13 protein-coding genes are annotated in these 15,888 nt (G+C 70.8%); 8 read left to right on the forward strand and 5 right to left on the reverse strand.

The genetic code is table 11. The features are described from left to right. The first annotated feature begins 24 nt into the window (after positions 1 to 24). Genes HT134_RS41960 through dmpG form a run of 3 tightly spaced genes read left to right on the forward strand, consistent with a single transcriptional unit; the run spans position 25 to position 2,815 of the window. Entirely contained in the window at positions 25 to 849 is an 825-nt protein-coding gene (locus HT134_RS41960) for a 2-keto-4-pentenoate hydratase (protein ID WP_175606082.1), read from the forward strand. Beyond that, positions 846 to 1,793, forward strand: a complete 948-nt coding sequence (locus HT134_RS41965) for an acetaldehyde dehydrogenase (acetylating) (protein WP_175606083.1) — start codon at positions 846 to 848, stop codon at positions 1,791 to 1,793. Before HT134_RS41960 ends, HT134_RS41965 begins: the two co-directional genes overlap by 4 nt. Then, positions 1,790 to 2,815 carry a 4-hydroxy-2-oxovalerate aldolase gene (dmpG, locus tag HT134_RS41970; protein WP_175606084.1) on the forward strand — a complete coding sequence of 342 codons (1,026 nt, stop codon included), beginning with the start codon at positions 1,790 to 1,792 and terminating at the stop codon, positions 2,813 to 2,815. Before HT134_RS41965 ends, dmpG begins: the two co-directional genes overlap by 4 nt. 3 nt (positions 2,816 to 2,818) lie before the next feature. Here dmpG and HT134_RS41975 read toward each other — a convergent pair whose 3' ends face one another. Next, positions 2,819 to 3,487 carry a TetR/AcrR family transcriptional regulator gene (locus HT134_RS41975; RefSeq protein WP_217709012.1) on the reverse strand — a complete coding sequence of 223 codons (669 nt, stop codon included), beginning with the start codon at positions 3,485 to 3,487 and terminating at the stop codon, positions 2,819 to 2,821. Between the two features lie 196 nt (positions 3,488 to 3,683). Between HT134_RS41975 and HT134_RS41980 the strand changes: the two genes are divergently transcribed. The 4 genes from HT134_RS41980 to HT134_RS41995 all read left to right on the forward strand — a co-directional run bounded on the left by HT134_RS41980 (position 3,684) and on the right by HT134_RS41995 (position 9,851). Then, a complete protein-coding gene (locus HT134_RS41980; RefSeq protein WP_175606085.1) occupies positions 3,684 to 5,228 on the forward strand; it encodes a bifunctional 3-(3-hydroxy-phenyl)propionate/3-hydroxycinnamic acid hydroxylase in 1,545 nt (514 codons plus the stop codon). Positions 5,229 to 5,254: 26 nt separating this feature from the next. Further along, positions 5,255 to 6,187 (forward strand): VOC family protein, encoded by a 933-nt coding sequence (locus HT134_RS41985; protein ID WP_175606086.1) that lies wholly within the window; start codon positions 5,255 to 5,257, stop codon positions 6,185 to 6,187. Next, positions 6,187 to 7,032 carry an alpha/beta fold hydrolase gene (locus tag HT134_RS41990; RefSeq protein WP_175606087.1) on the forward strand — a complete coding sequence of 282 codons (846 nt, stop codon included), beginning with the start codon at positions 6,187 to 6,189 and terminating at the stop codon, positions 7,030 to 7,032. Before HT134_RS41985 ends, HT134_RS41990 begins: the two co-directional genes overlap by 1 nt. A gap of 1,439 nt (positions 7,033 to 8,471) precedes the next feature. After that, entirely contained in the window at positions 8,472 to 9,851 is a 1,380-nt protein-coding gene (locus tag HT134_RS41995) for an MFS transporter (protein ID WP_175606088.1), read from the forward strand. 7 nt (positions 9,852 to 9,858) lie between these two features. Here HT134_RS41995 and HT134_RS42000 read toward each other — a convergent pair whose 3' ends face one another. Together HT134_RS42000 and HT134_RS42005 are read right to left on the reverse strand one after the other, a co-directional pair. Next, complete coding sequence (locus HT134_RS42000) at positions 9,859 to 10,143, reverse strand: carboxymuconolactone decarboxylase family protein (protein ID WP_175606089.1); 285 nt, start codon at positions 10,141 to 10,143, stop codon at positions 9,859 to 9,861. 202 nt (positions 10,144 to 10,345) lie between these two features. Then, positions 10,346 to 11,185: an alpha/beta fold hydrolase gene (locus tag HT134_RS42005; RefSeq protein ID WP_175606090.1), complete on the reverse strand. Its 840-nt coding sequence runs from the start codon at positions 11,183 to 11,185 to the stop codon at positions 10,346 to 10,348. A gap of 71 nt (positions 11,186 to 11,256) precedes the next feature. Between HT134_RS42005 and HT134_RS42010 the strand changes: the two genes are divergently transcribed. Further along, a complete protein-coding gene (locus HT134_RS42010) occupies positions 11,257 to 12,207 on the forward strand; it encodes a GlxA family transcriptional regulator (protein ID WP_175606091.1) in 951 nt (316 codons plus the stop codon). Positions 12,208 to 12,298: 91 nt separating this feature from the next. Here HT134_RS42010 and HT134_RS42015 read toward each other — a convergent pair whose 3' ends face one another. Together HT134_RS42015 and recD2 are read right to left on the reverse strand one after the other, a co-directional pair. Continuing rightward, positions 12,299 to 13,486, reverse strand: a complete 1,188-nt coding sequence (locus HT134_RS42015; RefSeq protein ID WP_175606092.1) for a L,D-transpeptidase — start codon at positions 13,484 to 13,486, stop codon at positions 12,299 to 12,301. Positions 13,487 to 13,648: 162 nt separating this feature from the next. Further along, complete coding sequence (gene recD2 / locus HT134_RS42020) at positions 13,649 to 15,862, reverse strand: SF1B family DNA helicase RecD2 (RefSeq protein ID WP_175606093.1); 2,214 nt, start codon at positions 15,860 to 15,862, stop codon at positions 13,649 to 13,651. Positions 15,863 to 15,888 lie beyond the last annotated feature (26 nt).

Genomic DNA, 15,888 nt, shown 5'->3' on the forward strand with positions numbered 1-15,888 from the left:
GCATCCTGCCTGCACAGTGGGGGGATGAACGAGACCAACGGGCTCGCCGCCGCGAGCCCGTCCGACATCGCCGCCGCGGCCGAGCGGCTGGCCGGCGCCGCCGCGTCCGGCGTGCCGTGCTCCCCCGTGCGGGATCTGATCGGCCGCGACGACCTGGCCGCCGCGTACGCCGTCCAGGCCGCGCTGGCCGCCTCCCGGCTGGCCGCCGGCGCGCGGATCACCGGACGCAAGATCGGCCTGACGTCGGAGGCGGTGCAACGCCAGCTCGGCGTCGACCAGCCCGACCTGGGCGTGCTGTTCGAGGACATGGCCTACGCCGACGGCGACACGATCCCGATCGGCCGGGTCCTCCAGCCGCGGGCCGAGGCGGAGATCGCGTTCGTGCTCCGCGCCGACCTGGACGCCGGCCCCCTCGACGCCCCCCAGGTCCGCGCCGCGATCGCGTACGCCGTCGCCGCGCTGGAGATCTGCGGCAGCCGGATCGCCGGGTGGGACATCTCCTTCGGCGACACGGTCGCCGACAACGCCTCCTCGGGCGCCTACGTCCTCGGGACGGAACGCCGCACCCTCGACGAGTTCGACCCGGTGGACGTCGCGATGTCGATGAGCATCGGCGGCGAGGAGGTCTCCACCGGCACCGGCGCGGCCTGCCTGGGCGACCCGATCGAGGCGGTCGTGTGGCTGGCCCGCATGGCCCGCGACCTCGGCGAGCCGCTGCGTGCAGGCCAGGTCGTCCTGTCCGGCGCGCTCGGCCCGATGCGGCCGGTCGCCGCCGGCGACACCGTCACCGCCACCCTGTCCGGCCTCGGCACCGTGACGGTCCGCTTCACCGAAGGAGCAGCAGCATGAGCAGGACGAAGGTCGCGATCATCGGCTCGGGCAACATCGGCACCGACCTGATGATCAAGGTGTTGCGCGGCTCGCGCCACCTGGAGATGGGCGCCATGGTCGGCATCGACCCGGCGTCCGACGGCCTGGCCCGCGCCGCCCGGATGGGCGTCCCGACGACGTCCGAAGGCGTCGACGGCCTGATCGCGCTGCCGGGCTTCGCCGAGATCGGGATCGTCTTCGACGCCACCTCGGCCAAGGCGCACGAGGTGAACGCCGCCAAGCTGCTCCCGCTCGGCAAGCGGCTGATCGACCTGACCCCGGCGGCGATCGGCCCCTACGTCGTCCCCGCCGTCAACCTCGACGAGCATCTCGACGCGCCCGACGTGAACATGGTCACCTGCGGCGGCCAGGCCACGATCCCGATCGTCGCCGCCGTGAGCCGGGTGGCGCCCGTCGAGTACGCCGAGATCGTCGCGTCCATCGCCTCGAAGTCGGCCGGGCCGGGCACCCGGGCCAACATCGACGAGTTCACCGAGACCACCTCGGCCGCCATCGAGCAGATCGGCGGGGCGCGCCGCGGTAAGGCGATCATCATCCTCAACCCGGCCGACCCGCCGCTGATCATGCGGGACACCGTCCTGTGCCTGGTCGCGGCGCCGGACCCGGCCGTCCACGACGAGATCCGCCGGTCGGTCGAGAAGATGGTCGCCGACGTCGCCGCCTACGTCCCCGGCTACCGGCTCAAGCAGCAGGTGCAGATCACCGAGGTGCCCGCCGACCAGCCGGTGGAGACGCTGCTGGCCGCCGGCGCGGCTCGGCCCACCCACCAGGTGTCGGTCTTCCTCGAGGTCGAGGGCGCCGCGCACTATCTCCCGGCCTACGCCGGCAACCTCGACATCATGACCTCCGCCGGCCTGCGGGTCGCGGAACGCATCGCCGCATGGAAGGCGGGCCTTCGATGACCACCCCGATCTTCGTCCAGGACGTCACCCTGCGCGACGGCATGCACGCCGTCCGCCACCGCATCGGCCTGGAGGACGTCAAGCGCATCGTCACCGCGCTGGACCGGGCCGGCGTCGACGCGATCGAGGTCGCGCACGGCGACGGCCTGGCCGGCGGGTCGCTCAACTACGGTCCCGGCTCGCACACGGACTGGGCGTGGATCGAGGCGGCCGCGTCGGTGCTGCGGCGCGCCCGCCTGACCACGCTGCTGCTGCCGGGCGTCGGCACCGTCCACGAGCTGAAGCGTGCCTACGACCTCGGCGTGCGGTCCGTCCGGGTCGCCACGCACTGCACCGAGGCCGACATCTCCGCCCAGCACATCGCCGCGGCCCGCGAGATCGGCATGGACGTGTCCGGGTTCCTGATGCTCTCCCACATGGCCCCGCCCGAGGAGCTGGCCCGGCAGGCCAAGCTCATGGAGTCCTACGGCGCGCACTGCGTCTACGTCACCGACTCCGGCGGCCGGCTCACCATGAACGACGTGGCCGCGCGGGTCCGCGCGTACCGCGACGTGCTCGACGCCGGGACCGAGATCGGCATCCACGCCCACGAGAACCTCTCGCTGTCGGTCGCCAACTCCGTCGTCGCGGTCGAGAACGGCGTCCACCGGGTCGACGCGTCGCTGGCCGGTCACGGGGCGGGCGCGGGCAACTGTCCCCTGGAGGCGTTCGTCGCGGTCGCCGACCTGTCGGGCTTCGAGCACCGGTGCGACCTGTTCCAGCTCCAGGACGCCGCGGACGACATCGTCCGCCCGCTGCAGGACCGTCCGGTGCGGGTCGACCGGGAGACGCTCACCCTCGGGTACGCCGGCGTGTACTCGTCGTTCCTGCGGCACGCGGAGGCCGCCGCCGCGCGGTACGGCGTCGACGTGCGCGACATCCTGATGGAGTGCGGCCGCCGCCGGCTGGTCGGCGGCCAGGAGGACATGATCGTCGACATCGCCCTCACGCTCGCCGCCGGGTGCGAGCAGCAGTCGGCCTGACCGTCAGCCGCCGGGCGCGCCCCGGCGGCCGGCGATCAGCGACTCGCCGATCGCCACCAGGGCGTCGGCGAGCTGCTCCATGAACTCCGCGATCGGCTTGCCGTCCCCGGACTGGAGCGAGACGAAGGCGCCGTCGAATCCGGCCATGCCGAAGTGGGCGAGGGCGTCCGCGACCGCGTCCGCGGCCGCCTCGCCCTCGCCGGCGAACGACGAGCGGATCATGTGCCGCATCAGCTCGCGGCCCTCGCCGCGGACGTCGATGACGGTCCGCATCGCCTCCGGGGCCTCGTCGGCCTCCTTGCTCATCACCAGCACCAGCAGCAGGCGGAGAAACTCCTCGTGGTGCACGAAGACCTCGCCGGTCCGGCGCAGGTACCAGCCCAGGCGTTCGCGGGGGGTGCCGCCCGCCGGCGGGTCGCGGTGGGCCTCGCGCATCGCCTCGAAGAAGCCCCGCGCCCCCTGGGCCATGACGGCCGACAGCAGCCCCGCCTTGGACTCGAAGTGGTGGTAGAAGGCGCTCTTGGGCAGGCCGGTCTCCTTCACGAGCGTCGAGATCGACGTCCCGGCGTAGCCGCGCACGGACATCACCCGGGCGGCCGCGTCGAGGATCTCCTGCCGGGACCGGCGGCCGCGGCTGTTTCCGGTGTGCGCCTCCCGCGCCGACTTCTCCACCAGCCGAATTCTAGGGATCCCGGGACGGCGGCTCGTCCGGCGGGCCGGCCGGAGGCGGACGCGGTCCGGGTAACCGGTTCGTGGACAGGTCTTGACACGTCGCCGCAGGGCGTTGTTAGTCTCCTCACGATTGGACCGAACGTTCGGTCCAAAAGTGCGGCATCGGATCACCGGCGGCCGAGAACGGAGTCAGCGCATGACCGACAGCTACGACGCGGACGTCGCGATCGTCGGGTACGGCCCGACCGGCGTGATCGCCGCGCTCACCCTCGCCAGGTACGGCGTGTCCGCCGTCGCCCTGGAACGGGACACGGACATCTACCCCCGGGCACGGGCCGTGACCGTCAACGACTGGACGATGCGGATCTTCCAGGACCTGGGCATCGACGAGCGGATCGAGAAGAAGATCGACCCCCAGCGGGCCCTGCGCTGGGTCACCTACGGCGGCCTGGAGATCATGCGGATCGAGCACCCGCCCTCGACGCTGGGCCGCAAGGCGCGCTTCTACAACATCTACCAGCCGACCATGGAGGCCGAGCTGCGCGCGGCCGCGCAGGAGCACGGCGACCGCATCACCGTCCACTACGGCGCCGACGTCACGGGCGTCGCCCAGGACGCCGACGGCGTCACCGTCACCTCCACGGACACCGCGACCGGCCGGACGCGCACCACCCGCGCCCGGTACGCGATCGCCGCCGACGGCGGCGCCAGCACGATCCGCGGCGAGGTGGGCTGCCGCCTGCTGGGCGACACCAACGACGTCACCTGGGTGGTCATCGACTGCCGCGTCAAGCGCTGGTGGCCCGACCGGGACTTCCTGACGTTCTGGTCGGACAAGGAGCGACCGGTCGTCGACATCGCGCTCTCCGCCGGCAACCACCGGTGGGAGATCCCGCTCAAGCCGGAGGAGTCCCCCGCGGACTACCCGACCAGCGCCGAGGTCTGGCCGCTGCTGAAGGCGCTGGGCGTCACCGAGCAGGACGTCGAGATCCACCGGCACGCCTTCTACAAGCACCACGTCCGGATGTGCGACACCTGGCGCCAGGGCCGGGTGTTCCTGGCCGGGGACGCGGCCCACCTGATGCCGCCGTGGGCCGGCGCGGGGATGCAGTCCGGCATGCGCGACGCCCACAACCTGGGCTGGAAGCTCGCCCGCGTGATCAGAGGCGAGCTGCCCGAGAGCTGGCTGGACACCTACGAGGCCGAACGGCGTCCGAACACCGCCTTCTACACCGGCCTCGCCGTCCAGCTCGGACGGGTCATCAAGCAGGAACTGTCCGAGGAGGAGCAGGCCGCGATGAACGCCGTCCCCCAGGGCACGGTCACCCCGTACGAGCCGCCGCTCACCGCGCCGCCCGTACTCGAAGGCGGCTGGATCAGGGGGCCGCTGGGGGACGCCAGCATCGTCGGCCGGATGGTCCCGCAGCCGGTGGCCGGCGACGCCACGGGCCGGATGGCCCGCCTGGACGACCTGCTCGGCGACGGCTTCGTGCTGCTCGGCGACGACGTCGACCCGGCGACCCTGCTGACGGCGGAGGAGAGGGCCGGCTGGGACGCGCTCGGCGCCCGCTACCTCGCCGTACGGCCGAAGACCGCCTACACGCAGGGGCCGGAGGAGCTGGTCGACCTCGACGAGATCCTGCTGCCCTGGCTGCGCAGGTACGGCGTCCGCGCCGTGGCCGTCCGTCCCGACAAGTTCGTCGCCGCGGCCGACGTCAGCGGCCTGGCCGTACCCGCCTGAACCCGTCACCCGAGAGGAGAAGAGAGATGTCCGGAGTCAAGGAGCTCGGTTACGTCGTCTACGAGGTCAGCGACCTCGCCGACTGGGAGCACTTCGCCGTCGAGCTGCTGGGGATGCGCTTCGGCGAGAAGACCGACGGCGGCTTCACCCTGCGCACCGACGAGAAGGCCCACCGCTGGATCGTCACCGGCGGCCCTGCCGACGACCTGGTGGCCACCGGCTACGAGGTCTCCGACGCCGCCGCGCTGGACGCCCTGGTGGACAAGGTCCGCGCGGCCGGCGTCGAGGTCACCGAGGGAGACGACGCCCTCGCCGCCGCCCGCAAGGTCGAGCGCGTCTTCGTCACCGCCGACCCCATGGGCAACCGGGTCGAGCTGGTCACCGGCCTGGCCGACGCCGCCACCCCGTTCGAGTCGCCGAAGCTGCTCGGCGGGTTCGTGACCGGCGCCGGCGGCGCGGGCCACCAGGTGCTGCTGGCCCACGGCGTCTCCCGGGAGGAGTACCTGCACTTCTACATCGACCTGCTCGGCTTCAAGGTCAGCGACGTCATCGTCGAGGAGCTCGCCCCGGGCGTGGTCGCCGACCTGATCTTCCTGCACTGCAACGGCCGCCACCACACCGTGGCCTTCGGCGACCTGCCCTCGCCGAAGAAGACCCACCACTTCATGGTCGAGGTGACCGACATCCGCGACGTCGGCCTGGCCTACGACCGATGCATGGACGCCAGGCAGCCGTTCGAGATGACGCTCGGGATGCATCCGAACGACCACATGTTCAGCTTCTACGTCCACACCCCCTCCGGCTTCAGCGTCGAGTACGGCTGGGGCGGACTGATCATCGACGACGCGACGTGGGAGGTGAAGACGCTCGACAAGCTGCACAGCTGGGGCCACCGCCCCCCGGGCGTCGTCGCCGGGCTGCTGGCCGCCGCGCCCGCGCCGAACGGGAAGGACCACTGATGGCACTCGACGCCAAGGACATCGCACGCACCGTCCGGACCAAGGACTGGAAGCTGCGCTACTACGAGGCGGGCTCCGGCCATCCGGTCGTGCTGCTGCACGGCAGCGGGCCGGGCGCCACGGGCTGGAGCAACTTCGCCGGCAACATCGAGGCGCTGGCCGAGCACTTCCACGTCCACGCCGTCGACATGCCCGGCTGGGGCGAGTCGGACCCGGCGACCGTCGACCGGCTCGACCACGTGGAGGCGGCGATCCAGTTCCTGGACGCCCTCGGCATCGAGCGGGCCGCGTTCGTCGGCAACTCGATGGGCGGGCAGACCTCGCTACGGCTGGCCACCGAGCATCCCGGCCGGATCTCGCACCTGATCACCATGGGACCGCCGGTCGGCCGGATCCCCACGCTGTTCGGCGCCGGCGACGGCCCGTCCGAGGGGCTGAAGGTGCTGATCGAGGCGTACCGGGACGCCAGCCCGGAGAACATGCGCCGGCTCGTCGAGATCATGGTCTACGACAAGGCGCGGTTCGCCACCCCCGAGCTGTGCCAGGCCCGTTCGGACGCCGCACTCGCCCGCCCCGACCACCTGCGCAACTACGTGGACGGCCTGCCGAAGGGCGCCCCGCTGCCCAAGTGGGTCAAACCGGAGCTACTGCCGACGATCCAGGTGCCGACCCTGCTCATCCACGGCCGCGACGATCGGGTCGTGTCGTTCGAGACCTCCCTGTACCTGCTGGCCAACATCCCGGACAGCCGGCTGGTGCTGCTCAACCGCTGCGGGCACTGGGCGATGATCGAGCACGCCGACGAGTTCAACCGGTTGGTCGCCGACTTCATCGCGAACAACTGACCCCAGGGGCGGGCCGCTACCTTCCCGCGCCCAGGGCGAGGCCGGCGACGACGCGGCGGGCCGGCACGACCGATCAGACTCGGGACCGCCGATCGTCGCGCCGCGTCGATGGCCACCACGACCCATGACTCCTGGCGTGCTTGCGTCTGTTGACACAGAGAACCAGACGAAACAGAACTGGCAGCCAGGAGGACTGGTGGCAACTCACAACCTGCCCAGCCCAAGGCCGTGTTCTGTGGATCTGGAAGCAGGGTTGGACCTGCGGATTCGCCGATCCGGGCAGCATGGTGAGCTCGGGTGCGGCTCGATGGGTACATGGTTCGTCGCCATGAGTCAACGGATGCCGCCTGGGAACGTATCGCGCCGCTGCTGCCGGCCAATCCAGGACCGGGCGGGTCTGCGTCGACTCGACCATCGTGCGGGCCCACCAGCACGCCGCGGGTGCCAAGCAGGATGATCCAGCCAGTCACTCGCCTCGGTGGCGGCCGTGGAGCCTGCGCCGTACAGGCCGTCCACGTCGACGTCGCGCCCTTCATGTACGGCTTGCCTTGGTGTAGACGAGGTCCGGGACCAGGCGACGGGTTTGGCAAGCTCGCCGTGGAGCTCGGCCTTCACCAGGGCGAGGAAGTGGTTCCCTTGGAAGCCGGCGCAGGGGTCGGTGTGCGAGCCGGTGCCCGGGTACGCGCGGCGATGTCAACGTGCGCGCAGAACCCCTTTCGATCGGCGCGGACCTCGGCCGGGGGCAGGTGCTTGATTCTTCGGCGAGATGCCCGCTGCCCACCAGATCGCTTTCGGCCTGCTCGCCTTGGCTGGTGGTACGGGGTTGGTCTGGCCGTCCCCCAAAAAGTCTGGGCAAAACAGACCTCTCGGCGGTTCTTCGGGTTTCTGCGCGGATTTGACGGACCCCAAACTGTCGGCTGAGACCCGTCTCGGATTGCCGGCTACTCGACGCGGCCGCGAAGTCGGCTTTCGAGGTAAGGGGCGCTCGGCCGACCAGCGTCAGGCCGCGCCGGGCGGCCTCGGCTTCCAGCCCAGCTAGGGGTACGGCCGAGATACGGCGTTAGGGTGCCATGCAGTGCGCTGGACCCGCACCACGAGTGTGCCCGCACCGCCACCCCGGTCGCGCGCAGTTCCCGGGCCAGAGTGACCGCCTTGTCGAGTTCGCGATATCACCGCACAAGTCTCATGATCATCCTCGTTTGGGGCTCATGACACGTTTCTTACGGGCGTCTCTGTTGCGAGGGCCGATTTCCGCCGGTGCTCTCGCGGCAGGGGACGGAAGCATCGGTGCCCGATGTCGACGGCGTCTGGAGAAGCCGGCCGTCCGATCGGGTGCCCCGGAAGGCCCGGCCTTGCGGGGGGAAGGGGGAAGGTCGATGCGACCGCAGTCGTCCGGAGGCGGACGAGGGCAAGGAGGCGGAGGAGGTGGGCGGGGATGGATGATCGTGCTGTCGGCCCAGTTCATGATCATGCTGGACGCGTCGATCGTCACGGTCGCACTGCCGGACATCCAGCATCACCTCGGCTTCTCCGCGTCAGGTGTGCAGGCCGTCGTCACCGCCTACAACGTCGCGTTCGGAGGCGCGCTCATTCTCGGTGGCAGGGTCGGGGACCTCTTCGGGCGGCGTCGTCTCTTCGTCCTGGGCATGGTCGGGTTCGCGCTGTCCTCCTTGCTGTGCGGCTTGTCCGTGGATGCCGCCATGCTCGTGACCTGCCGTGTCCTGCAGGGCCTGTCGGCGGCGGCCATCGCTCCGACCGCGTTGGCCCTGCTGGCCGATGCGTTTCCCGAAGGGGCGGCGAGGGCGCGGGCGATGAGCAGGTTCGGGATCGCCACCGTGCTGGGCTTCGTCGGCGGTCTGGTGTTCAGCGGGCTGCTGGTGGACTCGTTTGGCTGGCAGAGCGTCTTCTACGTCACGGTGCCGGTCGGCGCCCTGATGGCGGTCTTGGTTCCCCGTCTCGTCGCGCCGTCTCCGGTGGCCGCGCGACGTGGCCGGCTCGATGTGCTGGGCGCGGTGCTGATCACCGTGGGGGTCGCGCTGGTCGTCGTCGCGCCGACCCGGGCGAGCGCCCAGGGGTGGACGTCTCCTCAGTGTGTCGTCCCCTTGGCCGCCGGACTGGGCGTGCTGGCGCTCTTCGTTGTCGTGGAGCACCGCCACCCCGATCCGCTGGTCCGTCTCGGGCTGTTCCGGTCGGGCTTGCTGCGGGCCGCCAACGTCGTGACGCTGGCCTCGGGGCTGCTGTCCGGTTCGGCGTATCTCCTGGTCACGTTGTACCTGCAGGAGGTCATGGGGCGCACACCGGTGCAGGCGGGGCTCATCGTGGCGCCCATCGGGCTGGTGAACGTCATATGGGGCGTGTTCCTCGGACGGCTGATCCCGCGGATCGGCCTGGCGGCGTCGCTGGCCGGCGCCCCCGTGTGCGCCGGCCTGCTGGTCGCCCTGGTCGCGTCGCAGGTGGCGGTGGCACAGAACCTGGTGCTGTTCGGGCTGGCGCTGTTTCCCATGGGCATGGCGACCCTCGCCACCACGGTCAGCTCCACCATCGCCGCCACGGCGGGGGTCACGCCTCGTGAGCAGGGCTTGGCGGCGGGGGTGCGGCAGACCTCCTTCCAGCTCGGCATCGCGCTCGGCGTCGCCGTGCTGCTCTCGCTGGCGTCCAGCCGGACCAGCGCGCTGGAGGGCAAGGGCATCGCGCACGTGCAGGCCCTCACGGCCGGATACCGGACGGCCATGTATGTGCTCGCCGCACTGGTGATCGCAGCGGGCGTCGTCACGTTCGCGGAGGTGCGCAACCACAGCAGAGCCCTCGCTTCCACGTGAACCTCACTCACGCCCTTCCATCGCCGAGGTTCGGGAGTTTCTCCATGTGAGAGACGGCCCGGCGAAGGAGCGGAATGGTGACCGACCCGCCTCCTACGAGGGCGATCTGCAGCGCCTCCAGCACCTGGTCACGAGCGACCCGCTCTTCGTCACATCGTTCGAGGTGATGGTAGACGCATTCCTCGCAGTCCTTCATCACGGACACCACGAGGCCGAGCAGTTCCTTGACCGAGACGGGCAGGGCGCCGGGCGCGTACGCTGCTCCGTCCAGCGAGAAGAAGGACTCGAACAACGGGCCGCTGCCGCGCAGGCGCTCATTTCCGTCGGCTCTGTACCTGCGGAAAGCTTCCGGAGAGGGAGAAGGAGAGGGAGAAGGTGTCATGGGGATCCTCTTCTGCCGATTGGTTGAGTACCGATGGTGAGAGGCGCCTCCGGAGACCGGCGCGACGGTCGTGTCGGCCGCGGTTTCGCCCGCGAGTACACCCTGGAGGACGCTATGCCGTGCAGAAGTCGACGAGTGCGCGTGCGACCTGACCGGGCGCGTTCTCCATGGGGATGTGTCCGGCGTCCGGGATACGCAGGAGTGTGGTGTGCGGGATCTCCGAGGCGAACCGCTCGGCGTACTCCACCTTCTGGAAGCCGTCGTCCTCGCCCCAGATCAGCAGCTTGGGTGTCGCGTTCCGCCGGAGGGCGGGGACGACGTCCCGGGTGTAGCGGTTGTCGGCTGCGCCCGCCATGGCCATCCAGGAGCGGCACACCCGCGCGTCGGTCCACGGGTGCAGATAGTCCGTTATCCGCTGCTCCGTGGCGGCACCGGCCAGCGCTTCTGTCACGGCTTTCCGGCGGGCGGCGAGGATCTCGTCGGCGGTGGTCGCGGCCACGACCGCCGGGTCTCGGAACCGGGCCACGCCGGGCACCGGCCAGGAGTCGTAGGTGACCGAGTTGACCAAGGCCAGCCGGGACACCTCCAGCCGATCGTGGACGAGGAGGTGCTGGGCGACAGCGCCCCCGATGTCATGACCCGCCACGGCGATCGGCCCGGACAGCTTCAGCGCGGAGGCGAAGCGCGCCACCCAGTCCGCGAGGGCCGGGACCGTGCCCGTTTCCAGGGTGAGCTCGCCTCCCGAGCGCCCGAGCCCGGGAAGGTCGACCGCGACGGGTCGTAGCCCGGCCGCGCCCAGACGGTCCATCACCGGAAGCCAGACCCGGCTCCAGTACGTTCCGTGCAGCAGGAGCACGGCCGGGCCGTCCCGCTCCACGGTCACATAGCTGGCCGGCTCGCCGTCGACCTGGATCTCGGTCCGCAGCACCGTCGATTCGCTGATTTCGCTCATGGGCCCACTGTGGCCGAGGCCGGCCTGCCGGGCCGAGAGTCTGGAATGTCACCTACAGGTACATTCTTGCCATGTCGCTTCATCGCGTGGTGGCCCTGCTCACCCCGCCGCAGTCGCCCTTCGAGCTGGCCTGCGCCTTCGAGGTCTTCGGCATCGCCCCGCCGGACGCGCCGCCCCGCTACAGCTTCCGGGTCTGCGCCGAGCACCCCGGACCACTGCCGACCGGCGCCGGCTACTCGATGCTCGTCGAGGCGGGGCTGTCCGCTCTGCGGGAGGCGGACACCGTGGTCGTCCCGGGCCGGCAGCCTCCCGACGCGCCGGTGTCGCCGGACGTCATCGAGGCGCTGCTGGGCGCCCACCGGCGCGGGGCCAGGATCGTCGCGATCTGCACGGGGGCGTTCATCCTCGCTCAGGCCGGACTGCTCGACGGCCGCCGCGCCACCACCCACTGGCGCAGCGCCGCCCGGTTCGCCGCCGCCTTCCCCGAGGTGCCCCTGGATCCGGAGGTGCTCTTCGTGGACCACGGCGACGTGGCGACCAGTGCCGGGACCGGCGCGGGCATCGACCTGTGCCTGCACCTGGCGCGTTCCGACCACGGGGCGGCGTACGCCTCCCAGATCGCCCGGCGCATGGTCCTGCCGCCGCACCGGGAAGGCAGCCAGCTCCAGTACGTCACACAGCCCGCACCGGCCAGAACGAACGAGTCGTTGGCGCCACTGCTGGAGTGGGCCACCACCCGCCTCGACACCAGACTGACCCTCGACCATCTCGCCGAACGCGCCGGCCTGTCCAGCCGAACCCTCGCCCGGCGGTTCAGCGAACAGCTCGGCACCAGCCCGGGACAGTGGCTGCTCAGCCGGCGCCTCGATGCGGCACGGATACTGCTGGAACAGACCGACCTTCCGGTGGAGGCCATCGCCACCCGGGTCGGACTCGCCTCGGCGGTCAACCTGCGTCGCCGGTTCCGGGCGCAGCTCGGCACCACACCCGGCGCCTACCGGCGGACCTTCGGCGAGACCTGACGGCGCAGGTGGGCGTCCACGCACGCGCGGGTGGGAGGACGTCGTGGACCGTGCAGGGCGCGGGCCGGGCCTCGGAGCCGCAGGGCGCGGGTCAGAGGGCGCTGCCCTTCTTCCACTCGGAGAACGGCATCTGCCAGAAGCCCCAGCCGTTGTTCCACTCCAGCTTGCGGCTGGTGCCGGTGATGTCGACGACGTCGCCGCGCTGCATGGTGTCGTGGAACCACTTGGCCTGGTCGGGCCGGGCGTTGACGCAGCCGTGGCTGACGTTGGCGCGGCCCTGGGCCCAGACGTTGTCCTTGGCGTGGACGTACTCGCCGGAGTTGGAGATGCGGACCGCGTGGTTGATCATGACGTCGTAGTAGCCCGGGTCGCCCTTCTTGCGGCCCGGCGAGATCATCCGGACGGGGTTGCCGCGCTCCATGGTGAGGTGGACGCCGGAGGTGGTGGTGTACTCGCGGGTGTCGCCCTTGCCGGCGCTGATGCGCATGGTCTGCACCCGCTTGTTGTCCTTGTAGACGTACATCATGTGGGTGCGGGTGTTGACCTTGCTGATGACCTTCGCGCCGATCTTGAGGTCGGCGGTGTAGTCCTTGACGCCGTAGGTGCCCTTGCCGGCCTTGACGCCCTCGATGTCGGCGGTGAAGGTGATCTTCTGGTGGGCCGGCCAGTAGGTGGCGGTGCGGTAGATGACGACGGTGTCGTTGATCCAGCGCCACGCGCCCTTGACGGGCTTCTCCGCCTCGACCTTCAGCGCCCGCTCGACGTTGGCCTTCTGCGTGACCGGCTGGTTGAAGGTGACGATGATGGGCGCGCCGACGCCGAGCGTCTCGCCCTTGGCGTTGGGGGTGACGTCGGCGACCTGCAGCGGGCGCTCGGGCTTGATCGTGGTGAAGGCGCTGGTGGCGGTGGTGACGCCGGACTTGGCGGTGACCGTGTAGCCGGTGGAGGGCTTGAGCGTGCCCTTGGAGACCCAGCGGGTCTTGTCGGCGTTGAAGGTGCCCGTGATCTCGTCGTCGTCGTCCTTGCCCTGGACGCTGATCTCGTCGAGCGTGCCGCCGGACGCGGTGACGACGATCTTCTTGTCGGGGCTGACCTTCGCGTTGCCCTCGGCGGGCGATATGGTGATCGTCGGCGCCTGCGGCGTGGCGGACGTGGTGGCGTCGGGCGCGCCGGCGTTGCCCGTGGCGGCGTTGCCGCTCGAGCACGAAGCCGTCAGGGCGGCTGCGGCGAGCAGCGCCATGCCCGCGGTGGGCTTCTTCCAACCAGACGCGATGTTCAAGTCTGTCCTCTCCCCCATGGCAGTCAGTCAAAACTGCACCCAAAAAACCTTAATGCCGATGCATGTATGACGCGGATTCGTTTGGGAGAGTTCGGTCACATTTAGATCACTTATTGCGGTCAACCGCAGGTCAGGGCCGGGTCAAGCGCAGGTAAAGACGGGTCAGCCGCGCGAGATGCGGTGCGTGAGGCTGGTGTGACGCCGCCCGGCGCCCTTGGTGCGCACCGCCTGCGCCAGCGCGCGGCGCGAGCCGACGATGACCACCAGCCGCTTGGCCCGGGTGATGGCGGTGTAGAGCAGGTTGCGCTGCAGCATCATCCAGGCGCTGGTGGCCAGCGGGATCACCACGGCCGGGTACTCGCTGCCCTGCGAGCGGTGGATGGAGACGGCGTAGGCGTGGGCGAGCTCGTCGAGCTCGTCGAAGGCGTACTCGACCTGCTCGTCCTCGTCGGTCAGGACGGTGAGCTTGTGCTCGTCGGGGCGCAGGTCGGTGACGACGCCGACGGTGCCGTTGAAGACGCCGGCGGCGCCCTTGTCGTAGTTGTTGCGCAGCTGGGTCACCTTGTCGCCGACGCGGAAGACGCGCCCGCCGTAGCGGCGTTCGGGCATGCCCTCGCGGGCGGGGGTGAGCGCCTCCTGCAGGGCGAGGTTGAGGGCGCCCGCGCCGGCGGCGCCACGGTGCATGGGCGCCAGCACCTGCACGTCGCGGCGCGGGTCGAGGCCGAACCTGCGGGGGATGCGGCGGGCGACGACGTCCACGGTGAGCTGGGCGATCTCCTCGGGCTCCTCGCAGGGGAACAGGAAGAAGTCCTTCATGCCCTCCAGCACGGGGTGGCGGCCGGTGTTGACGCGGTGGGCGTTGACGACCACGCCGGACTCCTGCGCCTGGCGGAAGATCTGGGTCAGCCGTACGCGGGGGATGTCGTCGGCGGCGAGCAGGTCCTTGAGCACCTCGCCCGCGCCGACCGAGGGAAGCTGGTCGACGTCGCCCACGAACAGCAGGTGCGCGCCCGGCGCGACGGCCTTGACCAGCTTGTTGGCCAGCAGCAGGTCGAGCATGGACGCCTCGTCCACCACGACCAGGTCGGCGTCGAGCGGGTTGTCGCGGTCGAAGGTGGCCTCACCGCCGGGGCGCAGTTGCAGCAGCCGGTGGACGGTGGTCGCCTCGTGGCCGGTCAGCTCGGCCAGGCGCTTGGCGGCGCGGCCGGTGGGGGCGGCCAGGATGACGCGGGCCCGCTTGGCGCGGGCCAGGGTGACGATGGAACGGACGGTGAAGCTCTTGCCGCAGCCGGGCCCGCCGGTCAGCACGGCGACCTTGTGCGTCAGGGCCAGCCGGACGGCCTGGCGCTGCTCGGGGGCCAGCTCGGCGCCGGTCTGCTCGGCCAGCCACGTCTCGGCGCGCTCCCAGTCGACGTCGGCGAACGCCCTGAGCCGGTCGTGGCCGCCGCGCAGCAGGCTCAGCAGACCGCCGGCCAGCGACAGCTCGGCCCGGTGGAAGGGCGGCAGGTAGACGGCGGGCACGACGTTGTCGCCGGCCGGGATCTCCTCGCGCACCACGCCCTCGGCGGCGACCAGCTCGTCCAGGCAGGTGGTGACCAGCGCGGCGGGCACGTCCAGGATCTTGACGGCGTCGGCGACGAGATTGGGGGCGGGCAGGTAGCAGTGACCGTCGTCGGCGGCCTGCGACAGGGTGTAGCGCAGGCCGGCCTTGACCCGCTCCGGGCTGTCGTGCGGGATGCCGACGGCCTGGGCGATGGTGTCGGCGGTCTTGAAACCGATGCCCCACACGTCGTCGGCGAGCTGGTACGGGCGGGTGCGCACGACCGTGACGGACTGCTCGCCGTACTGCTTGAAGATGCGCACGGCGATCGAGGTGGACACGCCGACGCCCTGGAGGAAGATCATCACCTCTTTGATGATCTTCTGTTCCTCCCAGGCGGCGGCGATCATCTTGGTCCGCTTGGGGCCGAGGCCCGGCACCTCGACCAGGCGTTCGGGCGCGGTCTCGATGACCTCCAGCGTGTCGGTGCCGAAGTGGTCGACGATCCGCTCGGCCATCTTCGGGCCGATCCCCTTGATCAGGCCCGAGCCGAGGTAGCGGCGGATCCCCTGCACGGTGGCGGGCAGCACGGTGGTGTACGACCACACCTCGAACTGGCGGCCGTAGCGGGGATGGGAGGTCCAGCGTCCGCTCAGCCGCAGCGACTCCCCCACCTGGGCGCCGAGCAGGGGGCCGACCACGGTCAGCAGCTCCGAGCCGGTGCGCTCGGTGGCCACGCGGGCGATCGTGTAGCCGGTCTCCTCGTTGGCGTAGGTGATGCGCTCAAGGACGGCGTCCAGCGAAGCAGCGTGTGAAGCATCGGCACCGGCCCGCACGCGACATCCCCTTTCCCGTCGCCCTT

The organism is Nonomuraea rhodomycinica (genome assembly GCF_013363995.1).
GTDB lineage: Bacteria > Actinomycetota > Actinomycetes > Streptosporangiales > Streptosporangiaceae > Nonomuraea > Nonomuraea rhodomycinica.

Coding starts and splice junctions, on each gene's coding strand:
- HT134_RS41960 (WP_175606082.1), top strand. CDS start 25: ATGAACGAGACCAACGGGCTCGCCGCCGCGAGCCCGTCCGACATCGCC.
- HT134_RS41965 (WP_175606083.1), top strand. CDS start 846: ATGAGCAGGACGAAGGTCGCGATCATCGGCTCGGGCAACATCGGCACC.
- dmpG (WP_175606084.1), top strand. CDS start 1,790: ATGACCACCCCGATCTTCGTCCAGGACGTCACCCTGCGCGACGGCATG.
- HT134_RS41980 (WP_175606085.1), top strand. CDS start 3,684: ATGACCGACAGCTACGACGCGGACGTCGCGATCGTCGGGTACGGCCCG.
- HT134_RS41985 (WP_175606086.1), top strand. CDS start 5,255: ATGTCCGGAGTCAAGGAGCTCGGTTACGTCGTCTACGAGGTCAGCGAC.
- HT134_RS41990 (WP_175606087.1), top strand. CDS start 6,187: ATGGCACTCGACGCCAAGGACATCGCACGCACCGTCCGGACCAAGGAC.
- HT134_RS41995 (WP_175606088.1), top strand. CDS start 8,472: ATGATCGTGCTGTCGGCCCAGTTCATGATCATGCTGGACGCGTCGATC.
- HT134_RS42005 (WP_175606090.1), bottom strand. CDS start 11,185: ATGAGCGAAATCAGCGAATCGACGGTGCTGCGGACCGAGATCCAGGTC.
- HT134_RS42010 (WP_175606091.1), top strand. CDS start 11,257: ATGTCGCTTCATCGCGTGGTGGCCCTGCTCACCCCGCCGCAGTCGCCC.